Genomic DNA, 16,021 nt, shown 5'->3' with positions numbered 1-16,021 from the left:
CGATTGACGCCATCGGTGACACCGCATAACCTTTCGTCTATCTGTAAACCTTGTGAACAGATGCAGGTCGACGCGGCGGCGCGCGTCCCCCACCGAAGGGACGATCAGGTGATCGCAGAACTCTCCTCCCGTACCCGACGAATCCTGTCGTTGTTCGTCGCCCTCGTCGTCGCGGTGAGCGCCGGCCTCGCGGTCAACGCCTCGCGTTCCGCGCAGGCCGCGCCGACGTTCAAGGTCCTGGCCTTCTACAACGGCACCTGGGACGCCGCGCACATCGACTTCGTCAAGGACGCCCGCGCCTGGTTCCCGCAGGCCGCCGCCCAGTACGGCTTCTCCTGGGAGGCCACCAACAACTGGAGCCTGCTGAACTCCGCCAACCTGGCCCAGTACAAGGTCGTCATGTTCCTCGACGACGCACCGCCGACCGCGCAGCGGGCCGCGTTCCAGCAGTACGTGCAGAACGGCGGGGCGTGGCTGGGCTTCCACGTCAGCGCGTTCACCACCAACCCGTCGAGCTGGAGCTGGTACTACAACACCTTCCTCGGCACCGGCTCGTTCCAGACGAACACCTGGGGACCGACCCGGGTCACGATGCGCGCCGACAACCGCACCCACCCCGCCACCCGGAACCTGCCCGCGACGTTCCCCTCGTCGATCAGCGAGTGGTACTCCTGGAGCAACGACCTGCGGCAGAACCCCAACATCGACATCCTCGCCTCGGTCGACGCGTCCAGCTTCCCGGTCGGCACCGACCCCAACCAGTCCTGGTACGGCGGGTACTACCCGCTGGTGTGGAGCAACCGGCAGTACAAGATGCTCTACGCCAACTTCGGGCACAACGCCATGAACTACAACACCAACACCGGTCTGTCGTCCACGTTCGACAGCGCACAGCAGAACCAGCTGCTGATCGACGGGCTGCACTGGCTCGCCGGTGCCGGCACGGTCCCCCCGACCACGCCCCCGCCGACCGACGGCATCTCGCCGACGGCCTGGCACACCGTGGTCAACCGGGGCAACGGCAAGTGCGTGGACGCGCGGGCCGCCGCCAGCGCGAACGGCACCGCCATCCAGCAGTACGCGTGCAACAGCAGCGCCGCGCAGCAGTACCAGTTCGTGCCGACCAGCGGCGGCTACCTGCGGGTCAACAACCGCACCAACGCCGTCCAGGTGCTCGACGTGACCGACCGCTCCACCGCCGACTCGGCGCCGATCCAGCTCTGGTCCTACAGCGGCGGCAACAACCAGCAGTGGCGTGCCGAGTCCGAGGGCGGCGGCTACTACCGCCTGGTCAACCGGCTCAGCGGCAAGTGCCTCGACGTGCCCGGGGCGTCCACGGCGGACAGCGTCCAGCTCATCCAGTACGCCTGCAACGGCACCGCGGCGCAGTCGTTCCGGCTGGTGCCGCAGGCCTGACCCGGGGGAGCGCACTCCCTCGCCGGAGGGAGGTGCCGCGCACGCTCGGTTCCTAGCGTGAGCGGCATGACGACAAGTGACCGGCTGGCCGGGGCGTGGCGCGCTGCCCACGCCCCGGTGGCGGGAGTGCCCCGCTGGGCGCGAATCGCCGCGTACACCATCCCGTTCACCGTGTTGCCGTCGGGCCTCTGGCGGCTCCCGGTCGCGTTCCGCGACGGCGTCGGGTTCGACGGGCGGGTGTACGTCGTCTGCCTCTCGATCGTGGCGGAGCTGATCGCGTTCACCGCCGTCGGACTCGTCGCCGCCTGGGGAGAGCGGTTCCCGCACTGGATTCCCGGGTTGGGCGGCCGCCGGGTGCCGACGCCGGCCGCCCTCATTCCCGCGACGCTCGGGGCGACGGTCCTGGCCGTCCTGTGGACCACCGCCTTCGCCCGGATATTCGCCGGGGCCACCGTGCGAGGCACGCCGCTCCCGCCGGACTTTCCCACCCAGGGCGGCGCGTGGGAGGCGGCGATCTTCTATGCCTGCTATCTCCCGCTGCTGCTGTGGGGGCCACTGCTCGCGGCGGTCGCCTACGCCTATCACCGGCGACGGCAGGGCCGCTACGACACCTGAGCGGCCCGACCGAACCGGCCGGCGACGGCACGCACGACGGCGTGCAGCTCCGGCGGGTCGAGCACGTCGAAGTCGACCTCCAGGGTGCTGATGAAGGCGGCCAGGTTGGTCAGCGACTCCCCACCGGTGTGCAGCAGGCAGCTCCGCTCGTCGATCGCCTCCAGCAGGCCCGCCGTGCTGGGGATGCGTTGCGCCATCTGGTCCGCCGACGCGTGCAGGCGTACCCGTGCCGGATGCGGCCAGGCGGCGGAGCCGACGCCGCGCAGCACGTGCGCGACCGCGTCACCACCTGGCGGCTCCCGGGGTGCGAAGCGCGGGCCGGTCGGCACCCGGGGCTGGATCCGGTCGGCGCGGAAGGTGCGCCAGTCGGCCCGGTCGGTGTCCCAGCCCAGCAGGTACCAGCGCCGACCGGTGTAGACCAGCCGGTACGGCTCGACGTCGCGCACGGTGGCCGTGCCGTCGTGCCCGGCGTAGTCGAACCGCAGGCGCTCCGCCCGGTGCACCGCCGTCGAGATGGTGGTGATCGTGTCGGCGTCCACGGTCGGGCCACCGCCCGCAGCCGAGACCGTTGCCGCCCGCAGGGCGTCCACCCGGTGCCGCAGCCGCGACGGCAACGACTGCTCCAGCTTCGCCAGCGCGCGCAGGGACGTCTCCTCGATGCCGGTCACCGAACCGGCGGCGGCGGCCCGCAGCCCGACGGCCACCGCCACGGCCTCGTCGTCGTCGAGCAGCAGCGGCGGCAAAGCCGATCCCGCACCGAGCCGGTAACCCCCGGCGACCCCCGGTTGGGACTCGATCTGGTAGCCCAGCACCCGCAGTCGCTCCACGTCGGTGCGGACGGTGCGGGTGGTGACCGCCAGCCGGTCGGCCAGCTCCGCGCCGGACCACGCCCGGCGAACCTGTAGGAGGGTCAGCAGCCGCAGCAGGCGCACCGAGGTCTCCACCATGCCCGCGAGTCTGCCCTACCGTCGCGGAGCCGGCCCTCAGGTCGTGCGCTCCAGGAGGGTGATGCTCAGCAGCGGGTACCGCCAGCGCTGTGCCTCCCGGTAGCCGGCGCTGATCCGCTCCCGCTTGCCGGGCACCATGTCGTGCAGCGGGTCGGCCGAGGGATCGGCCCCGACGACCCAGACGCGCGGTGGTGTGCCGAGGCAGGTGGCGTCCGGGCACTCGGTTGCCAGGAACCTGCCGTCGCGGCGTTGCGGGGCGACGCGCAGCACGTCCGGGGGGCGCGGGGCGGGCAGGTAGCGCTCGTAGATGTCGCGTGGTGACCAGGGGATGCTCGGGTGGCTGTCCGGGAACACCACGACGTCGCCGGGTTGGTAGCGGGGGCCGATGACCGCCGCGATGCGGTACGAGTCCTGGCCGTGGCCGGCGTGGGCGCGCACGGCGACGTGTGCGGGGACGGCCAGGCCGACGGCCAGGCCGACCGCGACGACTGCCGACGACCGCCCGACCTGGGCCAGGGCGGACGCCGCGAGGACGGCAAGCGCCGGCAGCACGACCAGCACGTAGCGGGCCACCCAGACGTGCAGATGGGTGCCGGCGAGCAACAGCAGCACCATCGGCACGAACGCCGCGCCGGCCAGGCAGACGGACGCCGGTGCACGGCGTACGCCGAGAACCGCGAGGACGAGGACGAGCCCGCCGACGGCCGCGGAGTGGAAGAGCCGTTCCGGGAACGCCTGAAGGGCGGCCAGGTTGACAAGCGCGATCCAGGACACCTGGGCCGCCTGACCCCAGCCCCAGACGGACAGCGCGAGCGCCGGCAGCACTCCCACACCGGCCGCCGTCACCCAACGCCCCACGGTCCGCCGGCCCTGGGTGCGTCGGTGAAACTGCCACCAGCCGACCGCGACGGCGTGACCCGCGAGCATCAGCAGACCGTTGAGCGGATGCAGCAGCCCGACGAAACCGACGGCGGCGGCGTACCCGGCGAGGCACCGTCGCGTGGGCTCCCCCAGCAGTCGGATCAGCAACCACACGGCGACAGCGGCACCGAGGATCACCAGGGCGTAGGACCGGGCCTCCTGCGCGTACCGGGAGGTCACCGGCAGGATCGCGAAGAGCAGCCCCGCCAACAGACCCGTCCCGGTGCCGCCGAGTCGACGCCCGAGCGCGGTCACCACCACCGTGGCGACGGTGACGGCGGCGACCGAGGGCAGCCGTAACGCGGCCGTGGACGTGCCGGCCACGGTGGTGTACGCCTTCATCAGGGCGTAGTAGGGCGTCAGGACCGCGTCCACCGAACCGGCGAGTTGCCACAGCTGCGACCAGCTCAACCGGACCGCGCCCCAGGTGGCCAACTCGTCGGCCCAGAGCGCCGGACCGGTCAGCCGCCACCAGCCCAGCACCAGCGCCACCAGCGCGGGGGTCACCCAGCTCACCACCGCCCAGTCAGACCCCTTGTCGTACGCCTTCCGATCCGCGTCAGTCCCGGTCAGGTCCGCTGCGGTGTCGATCGTGCCGACGCGGTGCGACGGCCAGGTGGTGGTGATGGTGGTTCTCCCGGAACAGGGGCGGACAGTGCCCGCGCGAAGCTAGCCGCGCCAGGTGAGCACGTCACGTCGCGCAGTCGGACATACGGTGAACAGCGCGCCGGCAGCCGGGAGCGGCGATATCCATTGCGGACGCGCCGCAGCCCTCCTAGTCTCGTCGGTGCAAGCTCGACCGAGCACACCCGAAGGGAGTACGCCGTGCCACGACGCATCCGCACCGATGCCGCCCGGCGCCTGCTTCCTGCCGGCGCGTCTGTGCTTGGCAGTGCCACATCCTGTGCCGATGGCGGCTTGCGGGGCAACGAGCCGGGGTGGCGCGACTGACGCCGACGCTGACGCGTCCGCCGGCCGCCCATCCCACCGGGATCGGGTGGCCGTTTCGTATCCGCGCCCGCCGCCGGACCCGGCCGGACAAAACTTGATCACTATCGGTCACCGCACGACAGAAGGAGACCACGATGGGATTCACCCCCCTCGCCGGCACCCGGGCACCGGTCCGGGTCTGGACCGACCCGTACGCCATCGAGCCGCAGGCCGCCCGGCAACTGCGCAACATCGGCGCGCTGCCCTGGGTGCAGGGCGTCGCCGTCATGCCCGACGTGCACTTCGGCAAGGGCGCCACGGTCGGCTCGGTCATCGCCATGCGGCAGGCCGTCTCGCCGGCCGCGGTCGGCGTCGACATCGGTTGCGGAATGTCGGCGGTGCGCACCTCGCTGACCGCCGCCGACCTGCCGGACGACCTGGCCGGGCTGCGGTCCGCGATCGAGGCCACCATCCCGGTCGGCTTCGCCCAGCGGCAGGACTCGGTCGACACGCGTCGGATCCGTGGCCTGGAGCAGGCCGGCTGGGACGACTTCTGGGGCCGCTTCGCGGGCCTGGACCGGCGGGTGGCGCAACTGGAGACCCGCGCGCGGCGGCAGCTCGGCACCCTCGGCGGGGGCAACCACTTCATCGAGGTCTGCCTGGAGCAGGGCGGTGCCGACGAGGGCCGGGTGTGGCTGATGCTGCACTCCGGGTCCCGCAACATCGGCAAGGAACTGGCCGAGCGGCACATCGGGGTGGCCCGAGGGCTGCCGCACAACGCCGACCTGCCCGACCGGGACCTGGCGGTGTTCCTCGCCGGTACGCCGGAGATGGACGCGTACCGGCGGGACCTGTGGTGGGCGCAGGAGTACGCGCGGCGCAACCGGGCCGTCATGCTGGCCCTGCTCTGCGGTGTGGTGCGCGAGCACTTCCCGCAGGTCGGCTACGACGAGCCGATCTCGTGCCACCACAACTACGTCTCGGAGGAGAGCTACGACGGGGTGGACGTGCTTGTCACCCGCAAGGGCGCGATCCGGGCCGGCCGGGGCGACCTGGGCATCATCCCCGGCTCGATGGGCACCGGGTCGTACATCGTGCGGGGTCGGGGTAACCCGGACGCGTACTGCTCGGCCTCGCACGGGGCCGGGCGGCGGATGTCGCGGGCGCAGGCCAAGCGGACGTTCAGCACGGCGGACCTGGCCACGCAGACCGCCGGGGTGGAGTGCCGCAAGGACGCCGGGGTGGTCGACGAGATCCCCGGCGCGTACAAGGACATCACCGAGGTGATGGCCCAGCAGGACGACCTGGTCGAGGTGGTGGCGCACCTCAAGCAGGTGGTCTGCGTGAAGGGCTGAGAGGCCGCGCGGGCCGGGCCGACCGGCCCGCGCGGCGACGCTCAGAAGCCGACGAAGACCCGGCGCAGGTCATCCAGGGTGAGCGGGCCGGTGACCTCCACCCCCTCCGGGGTGTACGCGGAGCCGAGCCGACCGACCGCCAACCGCAGCCAGGCCTCGGCCGGGGCGACCAGCTCACCGTCGGCCTGCTCCGGCGCGTCGACGACCTCGACCTTCTCGCCCAGCCGCAGCCCGAACGTCCGCTCCGGTGCGTGCAGGCGAACCAGCAGGGTGGCCTCCCGCCCGGCCAGCTCCTGCGGCCGGCTGGTCCAGCCCAGCATGCCGGCGATCTGGTCGAGCAGCAGCGGCACCGCATCCGGGGTCACCGCCGCGAACGGGTTGAACGCCACCTCGGCGTCCCACTGGTGCAGCGCGAACTCGCTGAGCCGGAACCGGGCCGCGGTGGCCACGTCGACCGGTTCCGGCAGGAAGCCGAGGTCGATCCGCATCGACGCCCGGGTCTCGGCGTCCAGCGCCTCGTACGCCTCGACCAGCCGCTCGTTGGCGGCCAGGAACCCGGCGGCGTGCTCGGTCGGCGACATCGCGTCCCAGCGCGCCCAGACGCCACGGTTGAAGTCGCCGTCCGGGCCGGGCGCGCCGGTGCGGGCGGCGTCCAGTGTCGCCAGGTTGATCTCGGCGCCGCTGCCCAGGTGACTCAGCACCTGGGACACCTGCCACTCGCTGGCCCCCGACGGGCGGAGCAGGTCGTCGTCCTTGAGGCCGCGGACGAGCGCGGCCAGCTCCTCGTGGCCCGCGCGCAGAGCGGTGATGATCTGGTCAGCAGGGGTCGACATGGATCTCCTCAAACGGATTTTCGACGATGGTCGGGACGTTACCGGACACGACCGCCGGCCGGCCCACCCCACGCTCGGGGCGTCCGACCGGCGGCCACGTCGATCGGGTCAGCCCATGTGCACGGTGTTGCCGGTTGGGATGTCCTCCTTGCGCACCTTCACCAGGAACAGGGTCGCCAGGCCGGCGAGGATGATCAGTACCGCGCCCCACGCGAACGCCACGCGGTAGCCGTGCACCAGGCCCGCGACCTGGTTGACCGGGTTCGGCGCCCGGCCGACCAGGTAGGCGGCGACCGCGCTGGTGTAGAAGGTGTTCAGCAGTGCGGTGCCCAGGGAACCACCGACCTGCTGGGTGGCGTTGAGCGTCGCGCTGGCCGCGCCGGCGTCGTGCTCCGGCACCCCGACCAGGGCGAGACTGGACAGCGGCACGAAGGTGAAGCCCAGCCCCAGGCCCAGGATCACCTGGGCGGGCAGCAGGTGGGTGAGGAACGAGGTGTCCACGTCGATCTGGGTCAGCACCAGCATGGCCACGGCGGCGAGCGCGGCACCGGCGAGCATCAGCGGCTTGGCGCCCAGTCGCGGCATCAGTTGGCTGGCGCCACCCGCGGCGATCAGCACACCGGCGGTGACCGGCAGCGACGCGAGACCCGCCTCCAGCGGCTTGTACTGCAGCACCACCTGGAAGTAGAAGGTCAGGAAGAGGAACGCCCCGAACAGGCCGGCGCCGATCAGCGTGGAGGTGAGGAACGCCCCGCCCCGGTTGCGGTCCAGGACGATTCGCAGCGGCAGCAGCGGGTGGCTGGAGCGCAGCTCGATCACCACGAAGGCGGCGAGCAGGACCACGCCCGCGGCGATGAAACCGAGCGTCGCGGTGGCGTCCCAGCCGTCCTCGGCGGCCTTGGTGAAGCCGTACACCAGGGAGACCAGGCCGGCGGTCACCACGACCGCGCCGGGTACGTCGTAGCGGGTGTTGCCGTGCGCCCGGCTCTCCGGCACCAGCGGGATCGCGAACGCGATGGCGATGGCGGCGACCGGGATGTTGACGAGCAGGCACCAGCGCCAGTCGGCGTACTCGGTGAGGACCCCGCCGAGCAGCAGCCCGACGGCCGACCCGCCGCCGGCGATCGCGCCGTACACCGCGAACGCCTTGGCCCGCTCGGTGGCCTCGGTGAAGAGAACGGTGAGCAGCGCCAACGCGGCCGGGGCGAGCAGCGCGCCGAACGCGCCCTGCAACGCGCGGGCGGCGAAGAGCATGCCGCCGGTGGTGGCCAGGCCACCCAGGGCGGAGGCGAGCGCGAAGCCGGTCATGCCGACCAGGAAGGTGCGCTTACGGCCCCAGAAGTCGGCGATCCGGCCGCCGAGCAGCAGCAGCCCGCCGAAGGCCAGCGTGTAGGCGGTGATCACCCACTGCCGGTTCGCGTCGGTGATGCCCAGGTCGTCCTGGGCCTGCGGCAGTGCGATGTTCACGATGGTGGCGTCCAGGACGACCATCAGCTGCGAGACCGCGATGACCGCCAACGCGATCCAGCGCCGCGGGTGCGGCGCGCCTGTCGACGCCCCGGCGCCGGGTGCGCCAGGTGCGGTCGAGGTGGTTCCGGGCATGGTGAAGCCTTCCGTGTTGCGGATGTCGATGAGTCAGGCCTGAGATGGGCGGTCGGGCTGGTAGCGGAGGACCGGGATGAGCACCTGGTCGACGACCTGGATGAGGAACGTGTCGTCGGCGGGCAGGCCGTGCGCGACGATGCGGGACAGGGTGAGTGCCGGCGCGAGATCGTGGAACAGCTCCCGTTCGCCGGCCTCGGGCGGGATCTCCCCGCGGGCGGCGGCACGGACCAGGATGGCGGTGCTGGCCACCCGTCCGGCCGGCAGCACCTGGTGGCGCACCAGGCGTTCCAACTCGGGGTTGGTCCGCATGGCGAACGTCAACGCCTGCATCAGGTCGCAGTCGGCCACGCAGATCGCGGCCGTGGCGCGCAGCAGCTCGATCAGGTCGCCGCGCAGGGTGCCGGTGTCGGGCGGGTTGTGCACCCCGACGTGCCGGTCACGCAGGGCGGCCACCACCAACTCGGCCTTGCCGTCCCAGCGCCGGTAGATGGTGGCCTTGCTGACGTGGGCACGGGCGGCGACGGCGTCGATGGTCATCCGGTCGAAGCCGACCTCGCGCAGCAGGTCGATGACCACCGCGAACAGGTCGCCCGCGATGCAGCGAGGCGCCCGGGCCACCGGGACCCCGGCACCCGCTCCCACCTGCTGACCACCCAGCATGCCCGCACCCCCCGGCGAAACGATGTCGTACCGACCCTAGTTCGCGGTTGTGTGATCGTGCAGGTTTTCGTGAGTTGCGTCGCACCGCATCCAGGAAACGATTGCGTTTCCACGAGGAGTCCGACGGATGAATCAGGTGGTCAGAATCAGGACGGCCGCGGCGGCTTCCGCGCGATGGCAGGCGGCTTTCTCAGGGATCCGCGCTTGACCAATGGGTTGTTGATCTGCTTATGTAGGTGACATGCCTAAACGCTCCGTGCCGATGCGTGAACCCACCTACTTCATCCTCGCCGCGCTGCAGGACGAGCCGTTGCACGGCTACGCCATCGTCAAGCGCGTGCAGGACCTGTCCGACGGGCGGGTGCGGTTGACGACCGGCACGCTGTACGCCGCGTTGGACCGGCTCGCCGGCGAGGAGATGGTGCGACTTGCCGCGGAGACGGTGGTCAACGGCCGCGCCCGCCGCACCTACGAGCTGACCGCGCACGGGTTGTCCGCACTCCAGGAGGAGGCGGCGCGGTTGGCCGCTGCGGCTCGGATCGTTCGAGATCGTTCCCTGCCGTCGACGGCTGCGACCGTGCGGACGGTGCCGGCATGACCGGGCTGGAGCGCCGCTACCGGTGGCTGCTGCGCGCCTACCCTCGGGCCTATCGGCAGTACCGCGCCGACGAGATGTTGGAAACGCTGCTGGGTGAGGGTGAGACGGACCGGAGGCACCTGAGCCTTCGAGAGTCCGTGGCGCTCGTGGTGGCAGGTCTGCGGGTCCGTACCGGGGTGGACCAGCTCTGCTCCCGAGCCGCACTGCTGCACTCCGCGCTGCGACTGACCGCGCTGTCCCTGCTCGTGAGTGGCATCGCCCTCGCGGCCAAGCCCGTCGTGGTGCAGTTGCTGCTGCCCGGGCTCCCTTTCGACCTCTCGGTTTTCGCGGGCAGCCTGGCCACACCCGGTCTACTGCTCCTTGCGTTGGCCGCTGCGGCATGGGCTCGCTACCGCCTCGCGTTCGCCCTGACCGTCGGCGCTTTCGGTGCGAAAATCTGGTTCTCCGGGTGGTACGCGGATCCGGAGATGGCGGGCGAGGCACAAGCGTTGGGGCTCCAGGCAGTTCTCCATCTGGCCATGCACCTTCCGACGTGGGCATGTTTGCTGGCCGTGCTGACGATGGTGCCGCTGCTTCGAGGGCGCCAACCACGGGGCACGCGACCGTGGGCCTGGCTTGTCGGCGCGGCGATCATCGTGACGGTCCTGACGCCCAATCCGCTCAACGGATGGGAAGACCCGCTCACGCTGCCGGTCATCGCGGCCGGTGGGCTGGTGGCGGCCCTCGTGGGTGCGGCGTTGGATGTGCGGATGTCGATCGCGGCCAGCGTGCTCCTTCTGGTGCCGATCCTGGCTACGCTGCCGTACCAGCCAGCGGACTGGCAGCGCGAGTACTGGGAACTGAGCCCCCGAACTGTGCTCCTGGGAGCCGTGGCCGGGATTTTCGCCATCAACGTCGCGATCAGCAGGATGGCCGCCCGCCAGCAGGTCGCCCTCTAGACGGCGTGGTCGCTCCGCGTAGACACCTCGTACCGGCGGAGTGTTGATCTCGGCGCGGGCTGCTGAGATCATCGGTCGCTCGGACCGGCACACCGCCTGGTCCGGCGGTCAGCGCGCAATCGTCCACCACGGCCACCGGCCGGCGGACGGTGTGGGGCCGTTGATCGTGGCCCCCGGGCCAGCTCGAACGACCAGCTCACACGAGGGGGCACGACGTGCAACGTCATGGCTGCGTGATCCGACTCCGCCCGGAGCAGCGGGAAACCTATCTGCGGTTACACGCCGACGTCTGGCCGAGCGTCGAGCAGACGCTGCGGGAGGCGAACTTCCGCAACTACACCATCTTTCTCCACGGCGACCTGCTCTTCGGCTACTACGAGTACGTGGGCGACGACTACGAGGCCGACCTGCGGCTGATCGCAGCGGACCCGCAGACGCAGGAGTGGTGGAAGCTGACCGACCCGTGTCAGGAGTCGATCGCCGAGCCCGGCTCGGGGGACTGGTGGGCCCCGATGCGAGAGATCTGGCACCTGGCCGACGAGGCGCCCGCCCAGGCCTGACTTTCGGGGTGGTCGAGCGCGTCGATCATGGAGTTGTGGTGCCCGGTGTAGCGACGAATGGTCGCTTTGTCGCCCACCACAACTCCATGATCGACGCGGCGAGTGACGCGGACCCGCAGCCTCTTTCTCGGCTACCGGGGCCCGTTCTTGCGGTGGAACGTTAAAACACGGTTGCCCTGCTCCAGTGCCCACCGAATGTCCCAGATGATCAGGCGACGCCAATCGGCAGGGCGGGCCCCAGCAGCAGGCCGCCGTCGAGCACCAACTCGGTACCTGTCGCGAACGACGCCTCCGGCGAGGTGAGGTAGAGCAGTGCTGCGCTGACGTCGGCGGGGTCGCCGAGGCGCGGGATCGCGAACGGCTTCGGGTCGTAGAAGTCCGAGATCGGCCGTTCACCGGGCGCGGCTGGCTCGTGGATCAGTTTGGTCGAGACCACTCCGGGGTGGATGGCGTTCACCCGGATGTTGTCCCGGCCCAGTTCGAGTGCGGCGCTCAGCGTCAGGCCCCGGATCGCCCACTTGCTCGCGGCGTAGGAGGCGTAGAGGGCGGTGCCGCCGTACGCCATCGTCGAGCCGATGTTCACGATCACGCCGCCACCGGCTCGCCGCATCGCCGGGGTGGCGGCTTTGATGCCGAGGAACTGCCCGGTCACGTTGATCGCGAAGGTGCGGTCCCAGAGGGCCAGGTCGGTGGACTCGATCGTGGTGGCGGGATTCTGGACGCCCGCGTTGTTCACCAGGATCGTCAGCTTGCCGAAGGTGTGCTCGGCCGCGGCGACGGCGGTTGTCCAGTCGTCTTCACGGGCGACGTCCAGGCGGACCGCGAGGGCGCGTTCGCCCAGTTCCGCGGCGAGTTCCGTGGCCCTGCTCAGGCCGCCCGCCGTGCTGCCGATGACGACGTTCGCGCCCTCGGCGTAATAGGTCCGGACGTGGCTCTCGCCGAGCCCGCCGGTGCCGCCGGTGATCAGTGCGGTCTGGTTGGCGAAACGTGACATAGTGCGTCCTTTGCAGAGTGACCGTGGTGAGCTGACCGACTCACCTCACCACCTAAGGCTACGGGTTGGGGGAGAGGTGAGTCAAGTGACTCACCTCGCCATCGGGCATACTGGGGCCCATGAGCACCGTTCCCTCGGCGTACCACAGGCGCGTGGCCGAAGAGAAGCGCGCGGCCATCCTCAAGGCCGCCACCGACCTGTTTCTGGCCTCCGGCTACGACGGAACCTCGCTCGCCAAGATCGCGGAGTCGGCCGGGGTCTCCAAGGCCACGCTCTTCAAGCAGTTCCCGACGAAAGCGGCGCTCTTCGACGCGATCGTGACCGAGGCCTGGCAGGTCGAGGACGCCGACGGTCCGGAGCCGTCGGTCGAGGATCTGACGGCCGGCTTGACCACGATCGGTCACCGGTACGTCGAACTGCTCACCCGCCCGGGGATGACCGCGCTGTTCCGCATCGTCATCGCGGAGCTGCCGCGCTTTCCCGAGCTCGGAGAGGCGCAGTTCAGCCGAGGAAAGATGCCCTACTTCGAGTCGGTCAGCCGCTACCTGGCCGCCGCCAACAGTGCCGGCTCGGCGAAGGTTGACGACCCTGATCTCGCCGCGACCCAGTTCCTCGGGATGATCTCCAACTTCGTCTTCTGGCCCACGCTCCTGCTCACCGACTGGGCGCCGGAGCGAGCCGCGACAGAGCAAGCTGTGGCTGAAGCGGTCGGCACCATGTGTGCTCGGTATCGGATCTGACCGGGCCGGGCGTCACCCAGCCGGCGGTCCACCCCGTTTCGCCTCTCTGGGCGCTGTTCGTCTACCGCCCCTCCTGAGCGCGCTCGCCACAGCGGGGAAAAATATTTGGCGTGCCTGTCGATTGGGATCGGTTCAGTTCGTAGCCCTGGTGAGAGCCCGCCACCGCGGCGGGCCACACACCCACCGGAGGGCACGATGACCACCACAGCGACCGCCACCCCCGCCACCACGTCGACCCTCGGCGCGCTGATCCGGACCGGCGTCCTCGCCACGGTCGCCGCGAGCGCCGCCACCATGGCCGTCGCCGCCGTCGGCCGCGCGGCGGGGATCAGCCTCGACGTGGCCGACGCGCCGATTCCGGTGTCGGGCTTCGGTGTGCTGACCGCCGCGTTCTCGCTGGTCGGGGTGATCCTCGCCGCGGTGCTGTCGCGCTTCACCCGGCACCCGCGGCGCGTGTTCGTTCGCACTACGGTCGTGCTGACGGTCCTGTCGCTGGTGCCGGACGTGATCGTCGACGCGGGGGCGGCCACCAAGGCGCTGCTGATGCTCACTCACCTGGTCGCGGCCGCGATCGTTGTCCCTGCTGTCGCACGCCGCCTGGCCGCCTGACCGACCGCCCATTCCACAATCGAACCAGCGGAGGATCGTCATGAAGCAGTACCTGCTGTCCGTGCACGTCGTCGAGGGTGAGCCGGACCCGTCCGACGAGGAGATGCAGATCATGTTCCGGGAGACCGGCCGGATCAACGACGAGATGCAGGCCGCGGGCGCCTGGGTCTTCGGCGGAGGGCTCCGGTCGCCGGACAGCGCCACAGTCGTTCGGATCGAGAACGGCGCCACCGCCATGAGCGATGGGCCGTTCGCCGAGACGAAGGAGCACATCGCCGGGTTCTGGGTCATCAAGTGCGCGGACCTGGACCAGGCGCTGGCCTGGGCCGAAAAGTGCGCGGCGGCCTGCGGCCCGATCGAGGTGCGCCCCTTCGACGACCTGTCCCAGGCCTGAACGGGAGCCGGTCGGCCGACATGGACCTGGCGAGCATCTACCGCGCGGAGTACGGCCGCTGTGTCGCCACCCTGACCCGCCTCCTCGGTGACCTCAACCTCGCCGAGGAGGCGGTCCAGGACGCCTTCACCACTGCTGTGCAGAAGTGGCAGACCCCGCCGCCGAACCCAGGTGCCTGGATCGTGACCACCGCCCGCAATCGGGCGATCGACCGGCTCCGCCGGGAGTCGACCCGGGAGGCCCGGCACGCCCAGGCCCTGCTGTTGCACCAACAGGACCAGCCCCGAGAGGTGGGACCGGTGCAAGACGACCAACTGCGACTCATCTTCACCTGCTGTCACCCGGCGCTCGGCCCGGACGCGCGGACCGCCCTCACGCTTCGCCTGCTCGGCGGTCTCGACGTACCGGAGATCGCCCGGGCTTACCTGACCCAGGAGTCGACGATCGCGCAGCGGATCGTGCGCGCGAAGAAGAAGATCCGCGACGCGGGCATCCCCTACCGCGTACCCGCCGACCACGAGCTGCCGGACCGCCTGCCGTACGTGCTCACCGTGCTCTACCTGATGTTCAACGAGGGCTACGCGTCCACCGCCGGCCCCCTGATCAGAACGGACCTGTGCGCCGAGGCGATCCGACTCGCCCGCGAGCTGGCCGCGCTGATGCCCGACGAACCCGAGGTGCTGGGCCTGCTCGCCCTGCTGCTGCTGACCGAGGCACGCCGCCCCGCCCGGCTCGGCCCGACCGGGGAGTTGGTGTTGTTGGCCGACCAGGACCGGTCACTGTGGAACCGGACACTCATCGCCGAGGGGCACGACCTGGTCCGGCGATGCCTGCGGCGCAACCGGCCCGGCCCGTACCAGATCCAGGCCGCGATCGGCGCGGTGCACACCGACGGCGCCGCCACCGACTGGGCGCAGGTCCTGGCGCTGTACGACCAGCTCCTCGCGCTCGCGCCGACCCCGGTCGTCGCGCTGAACCGCGCGGTCGCCGTCGCCGAGGTGCACGGACCGGCGGTGGCCATCGCCGAGTTGGCGGACCTCGACCTTCCGGGCTACCACCGGCTGCCCGCCACCCGAGCCGAGTTGCTGGTCCGGCTCGGACGCGACGACGAGGCCCGAGCCGCCTACGACCAGGCCATGGCACTGACCAGCAACGAGACCGAGCATGCCCACCTGCGGACACGTCGTGCCGCACTCACCCACAGCAGGAGCGCCTCATGACCGCCACCTACACCGTCGACGTCTTCTCCAGCCTGGATGGCTTCGGCACCACCAGCGGAAACTGGGGCGGCTACTGGGGTAAGCAGGGCCCCGAGCTGCTCGCGCACCGACTGGCCACGTACGGCGCGGAGCAGCGCATGGTCTTCGGGGCCCGCACGTACCGGGTGTTCGCGCAGATGCTGGCCGCGAGCACCGAGGAGTCCGAGGTCCGCGACGCCTGGGTGACCCGGATGAGGGCCCTCCCGGCGACAGTGGTGTCGAACACGCTGGAAGGCCCCCTCGACTGGCCGGACGCGACAGTCGCGCGCGGCGACGCCGTCGACGTCGTCGCCCGGCTCAGGGAGGAGTCCGACGTGCCCCTGCGCTCGCACGGCAGCCTGTCGATGAACCGTGCGCTGATGGCCGCCGGTCTGGTCGACCTCGTCCAGGTGACGGTCTTCCCGGTGATCACCGGGAAGACCGGTACCGAGCCGATCTTCCAGGGCGCGGCCGACTTCGACCTGGAGCTGATCGAGAGCCGGACCCTCGACGGCCGCACCCAGGAGCTCATCTACCGGCCCACCCTGCACCTCTGAGCCGTCCAGGCACCCCTGCTCCCGCTGAACCACGTCGCGACGCGACGTCGGTCAGGGATGCTGGCGTGCCTCGCCGGTACGACGCTTCCGTTCTGCCGGACATCGTCCCAC

General features: G+C 70.9%; 17 protein-coding genes. 11 read left to right on the top strand and 6 right to left on the bottom strand.

The window, feature by feature from the left end; all coding sequences use genetic code 11:
* Nucleotides 1–108 precede the first annotated feature (108 nt).
* Complete coding sequence (locus tag ACGFIQ_RS19045; RefSeq protein ID WP_393245203.1) at nucleotides 109–1,416, top strand: RICIN domain-containing protein; 1,308 nt, start codon at nucleotides 109–111, stop codon at nucleotides 1,414–1,416.
* 66 nt (nucleotides 1,417–1,482) lie between these two features.
* Complete coding sequence (locus tag ACGFIQ_RS19040) at nucleotides 1,483–2,031, top strand: hypothetical protein (protein WP_393245201.1); 549 nt, start codon at nucleotides 1,483–1,485, stop codon at nucleotides 2,029–2,031.
* On the opposite strand, the gene ACGFIQ_RS19035 is transcribed toward ACGFIQ_RS19040, so the two are convergent.
* Nucleotides 2,019–2,978, bottom strand: coding sequence for a helix-turn-helix transcriptional regulator (locus tag ACGFIQ_RS19035; RefSeq protein WP_393245199.1), 960 nt, complete (start codon nucleotides 2,976–2,978; stop codon nucleotides 2,019–2,021). The genes ACGFIQ_RS19040 and ACGFIQ_RS19035 overlap by 13 nt on opposite strands.
* 36 nt (nucleotides 2,979–3,014) lie before the next feature.
* The gene (locus ACGFIQ_RS19030; protein WP_393245197.1) at nucleotides 3,015–4,406 is read right to left on the bottom strand and encodes a glycosyltransferase family 39 protein; all 1,392 of its coding nucleotides are present in this window, start codon (nucleotides 4,404–4,406) and stop codon (nucleotides 3,015–3,017) included.
* A gap of 578 nt (nucleotides 4,407–4,984) precedes the next feature.
* On the opposite strand from ACGFIQ_RS19030, the gene ACGFIQ_RS19025 reads away from it, so the two are divergent.
* Nucleotides 4,985–6,184: an RtcB family protein gene (locus ACGFIQ_RS19025; RefSeq protein ID WP_357523555.1), complete on the top strand. Its 1,200-nt coding sequence runs from the start codon at nucleotides 4,985–4,987 to the stop codon at nucleotides 6,182–6,184.
* A gap of 41 nt (nucleotides 6,185–6,225) precedes the next feature.
* Here ACGFIQ_RS19025 and ACGFIQ_RS19020 read toward each other — a convergent pair whose 3' ends face one another.
* The 3 genes from ACGFIQ_RS19020 to ACGFIQ_RS19010 form a co-directional block, all read right to left on the bottom strand.
* Nucleotides 6,226–7,017: a maleylpyruvate isomerase family mycothiol-dependent enzyme gene (locus ACGFIQ_RS19020; RefSeq protein WP_393245195.1), complete on the bottom strand. Its 792-nt coding sequence runs from the start codon at nucleotides 7,015–7,017 to the stop codon at nucleotides 6,226–6,228.
* Nucleotides 7,018–7,125: 108 nt separating this feature from the next.
* Entirely contained in the window at nucleotides 7,126–8,619 is a 1,494-nt protein-coding gene (locus ACGFIQ_RS19015) for an MFS transporter (protein ID WP_393245193.1), read from the bottom strand.
* A 33-nt stretch (nucleotides 8,620–8,652) separates the two neighbouring features.
* Entirely contained in the window at nucleotides 8,653–9,282 is a 630-nt protein-coding gene (locus ACGFIQ_RS19010) for a TetR/AcrR family transcriptional regulator (protein WP_393245191.1), read from the bottom strand.
* Between the two features lie 262 nt (nucleotides 9,283–9,544).
* Between ACGFIQ_RS19010 and ACGFIQ_RS19005 the strand changes: the two genes are divergently transcribed.
* The 3 genes from ACGFIQ_RS19005 (at nucleotide 9,545) to ACGFIQ_RS18995 (ending at nucleotide 11,378) form a co-directional block, all read left to right on the top strand.
* Nucleotides 9,545–9,880 carry a PadR family transcriptional regulator gene (locus tag ACGFIQ_RS19005; protein WP_393245189.1) on the top strand — a complete coding sequence of 112 codons (336 nt, stop codon included), beginning with the start codon at nucleotides 9,545–9,547 and terminating at the stop codon, nucleotides 9,878–9,880.
* Nucleotides 9,877–10,818, top strand: coding sequence for a hypothetical protein (locus ACGFIQ_RS19000; RefSeq protein ID WP_393245187.1), 942 nt, complete (start codon nucleotides 9,877–9,879; stop codon nucleotides 10,816–10,818). Before ACGFIQ_RS19005 ends, ACGFIQ_RS19000 begins: the two co-directional genes overlap by 4 nt.
* Nucleotides 10,819–11,051: 233 nt before the next feature.
* A complete protein-coding gene (locus tag ACGFIQ_RS18995; RefSeq protein WP_357078604.1) occupies nucleotides 11,052–11,378 on the top strand; it encodes an L-rhamnose mutarotase in 327 nt (108 codons plus the stop codon).
* A 208-nt stretch (nucleotides 11,379–11,586) separates the two neighbouring features.
* Here ACGFIQ_RS18995 and ACGFIQ_RS18990 read toward each other — a convergent pair whose 3' ends face one another.
* A complete protein-coding gene (locus ACGFIQ_RS18990; RefSeq protein WP_393245184.1) occupies nucleotides 11,587–12,372 on the bottom strand; it encodes a glucose 1-dehydrogenase in 786 nt (261 codons plus the stop codon).
* A 119-nt stretch (nucleotides 12,373–12,491) separates the two neighbouring features.
* Here ACGFIQ_RS18990 and ACGFIQ_RS18985 point away from each other — a divergent pair, with 119 nt between their 5' ends.
* The 5 genes from ACGFIQ_RS18985 to ACGFIQ_RS18965 all read left to right on the top strand — a co-directional run bounded on the left by ACGFIQ_RS18985 (nucleotide 12,492) and on the right by ACGFIQ_RS18965 (nucleotide 15,910).
* Nucleotides 12,492–13,112 carry a TetR/AcrR family transcriptional regulator gene (locus ACGFIQ_RS18985; RefSeq protein ID WP_393245182.1) on the top strand — a complete coding sequence of 207 codons (621 nt, stop codon included), beginning with the start codon at nucleotides 12,492–12,494 and terminating at the stop codon, nucleotides 13,110–13,112.
* Between the two features lie 195 nt (nucleotides 13,113–13,307).
* Entirely contained in the window at nucleotides 13,308–13,721 is a 414-nt protein-coding gene (locus ACGFIQ_RS18980) for a DUF6069 family protein (RefSeq protein ID WP_393245180.1), read from the top strand.
* 40 nt (nucleotides 13,722–13,761) lie between these two features.
* Complete coding sequence (locus tag ACGFIQ_RS18975; RefSeq protein ID WP_393245178.1) at nucleotides 13,762–14,115, top strand: YciI family protein; 354 nt, start codon at nucleotides 13,762–13,764, stop codon at nucleotides 14,113–14,115.
* Between the two features lie 20 nt (nucleotides 14,116–14,135).
* Nucleotides 14,136–15,335 (top strand): RNA polymerase sigma factor, encoded by a 1,200-nt coding sequence (locus tag ACGFIQ_RS18970; RefSeq protein ID WP_393245176.1) that lies wholly within the window; start codon nucleotides 14,136–14,138, stop codon nucleotides 15,333–15,335.
* Complete coding sequence (locus ACGFIQ_RS18965) at nucleotides 15,332–15,910, top strand: dihydrofolate reductase family protein (protein ID WP_393245174.1); 579 nt, start codon at nucleotides 15,332–15,334, stop codon at nucleotides 15,908–15,910. Before ACGFIQ_RS18970 ends, ACGFIQ_RS18965 begins: the two co-directional genes overlap by 4 nt.
* Nucleotides 15,911–16,021 lie beyond the last annotated feature (111 nt).

It is taken from the genome of Micromonospora sp. NPDC048898 (assembly GCF_043198035.1).
Lineage (GTDB): Bacteria > Actinomycetota > Actinomycetes > Mycobacteriales > Micromonosporaceae > Micromonospora.
The sequence above is the reverse complement of the archived record's forward strand: the minus strand, read 5'-3'. Positions and strand labels throughout refer to the sequence as shown.

Bases quoted from the DNA above. Each gene is read 5' to 3' on its own strand.
- ACGFIQ_RS19040 (WP_393245201.1), top strand. From the start codon at position 1,483: ATGACGACAAGTGACCGGCTGGCCGGGGCGTGGCGCGCTGCCCACGCC.
- ACGFIQ_RS19035 (WP_393245199.1), bottom strand. From the start codon at position 2,978: ATGGTGGAGACCTCGGTGCGCCTGCTGCGGCTGCTGACCCTCCTACAG.
- ACGFIQ_RS19025 (WP_357523555.1), top strand. From the start codon at position 4,985: ATGGGATTCACCCCCCTCGCCGGCACCCGGGCACCGGTCCGGGTCTGG.
- ACGFIQ_RS19020 (WP_393245195.1), bottom strand. From the start codon at position 7,017: ATGTCGACCCCTGCTGACCAGATCATCACCGCTCTGCGCGCGGGCCAC.
- ACGFIQ_RS19015 (WP_393245193.1), bottom strand. From the start codon at position 8,619: ATGCCCGGAACCACCTCGACCGCACCTGGCGCACCCGGCGCCGGGGCG.
- ACGFIQ_RS19010 (WP_393245191.1), bottom strand. From the start codon at position 9,282: ATGCTGGGTGGTCAGCAGGTGGGAGCGGGTGCCGGGGTCCCGGTGGCC.
- ACGFIQ_RS19005 (WP_393245189.1), top strand. From the start codon at position 9,545: ATGCGTGAACCCACCTACTTCATCCTCGCCGCGCTGCAGGACGAGCCG.
- ACGFIQ_RS19000 (WP_393245187.1), top strand. From the start codon at position 9,877: ATGACCGGGCTGGAGCGCCGCTACCGGTGGCTGCTGCGCGCCTACCCT.
- ACGFIQ_RS18990 (WP_393245184.1), bottom strand. From the start codon at position 12,372: ATGTCACGTTTCGCCAACCAGACCGCACTGATCACCGGCGGCACCGGC.
- ACGFIQ_RS18985 (WP_393245182.1), top strand. From the start codon at position 12,492: ATGAGCACCGTTCCCTCGGCGTACCACAGGCGCGTGGCCGAAGAGAAG.
- ACGFIQ_RS18980 (WP_393245180.1), top strand. From the start codon at position 13,308: ATGACCACCACAGCGACCGCCACCCCCGCCACCACGTCGACCCTCGGC.
- ACGFIQ_RS18975 (WP_393245178.1), top strand. From the start codon at position 13,762: ATGAAGCAGTACCTGCTGTCCGTGCACGTCGTCGAGGGTGAGCCGGAC.
- ACGFIQ_RS18970 (WP_393245176.1), top strand. From the start codon at position 14,136: ATGGACCTGGCGAGCATCTACCGCGCGGAGTACGGCCGCTGTGTCGCC.
- ACGFIQ_RS18965 (WP_393245174.1), top strand. From the start codon at position 15,332: ATGACCGCCACCTACACCGTCGACGTCTTCTCCAGCCTGGATGGCTTC.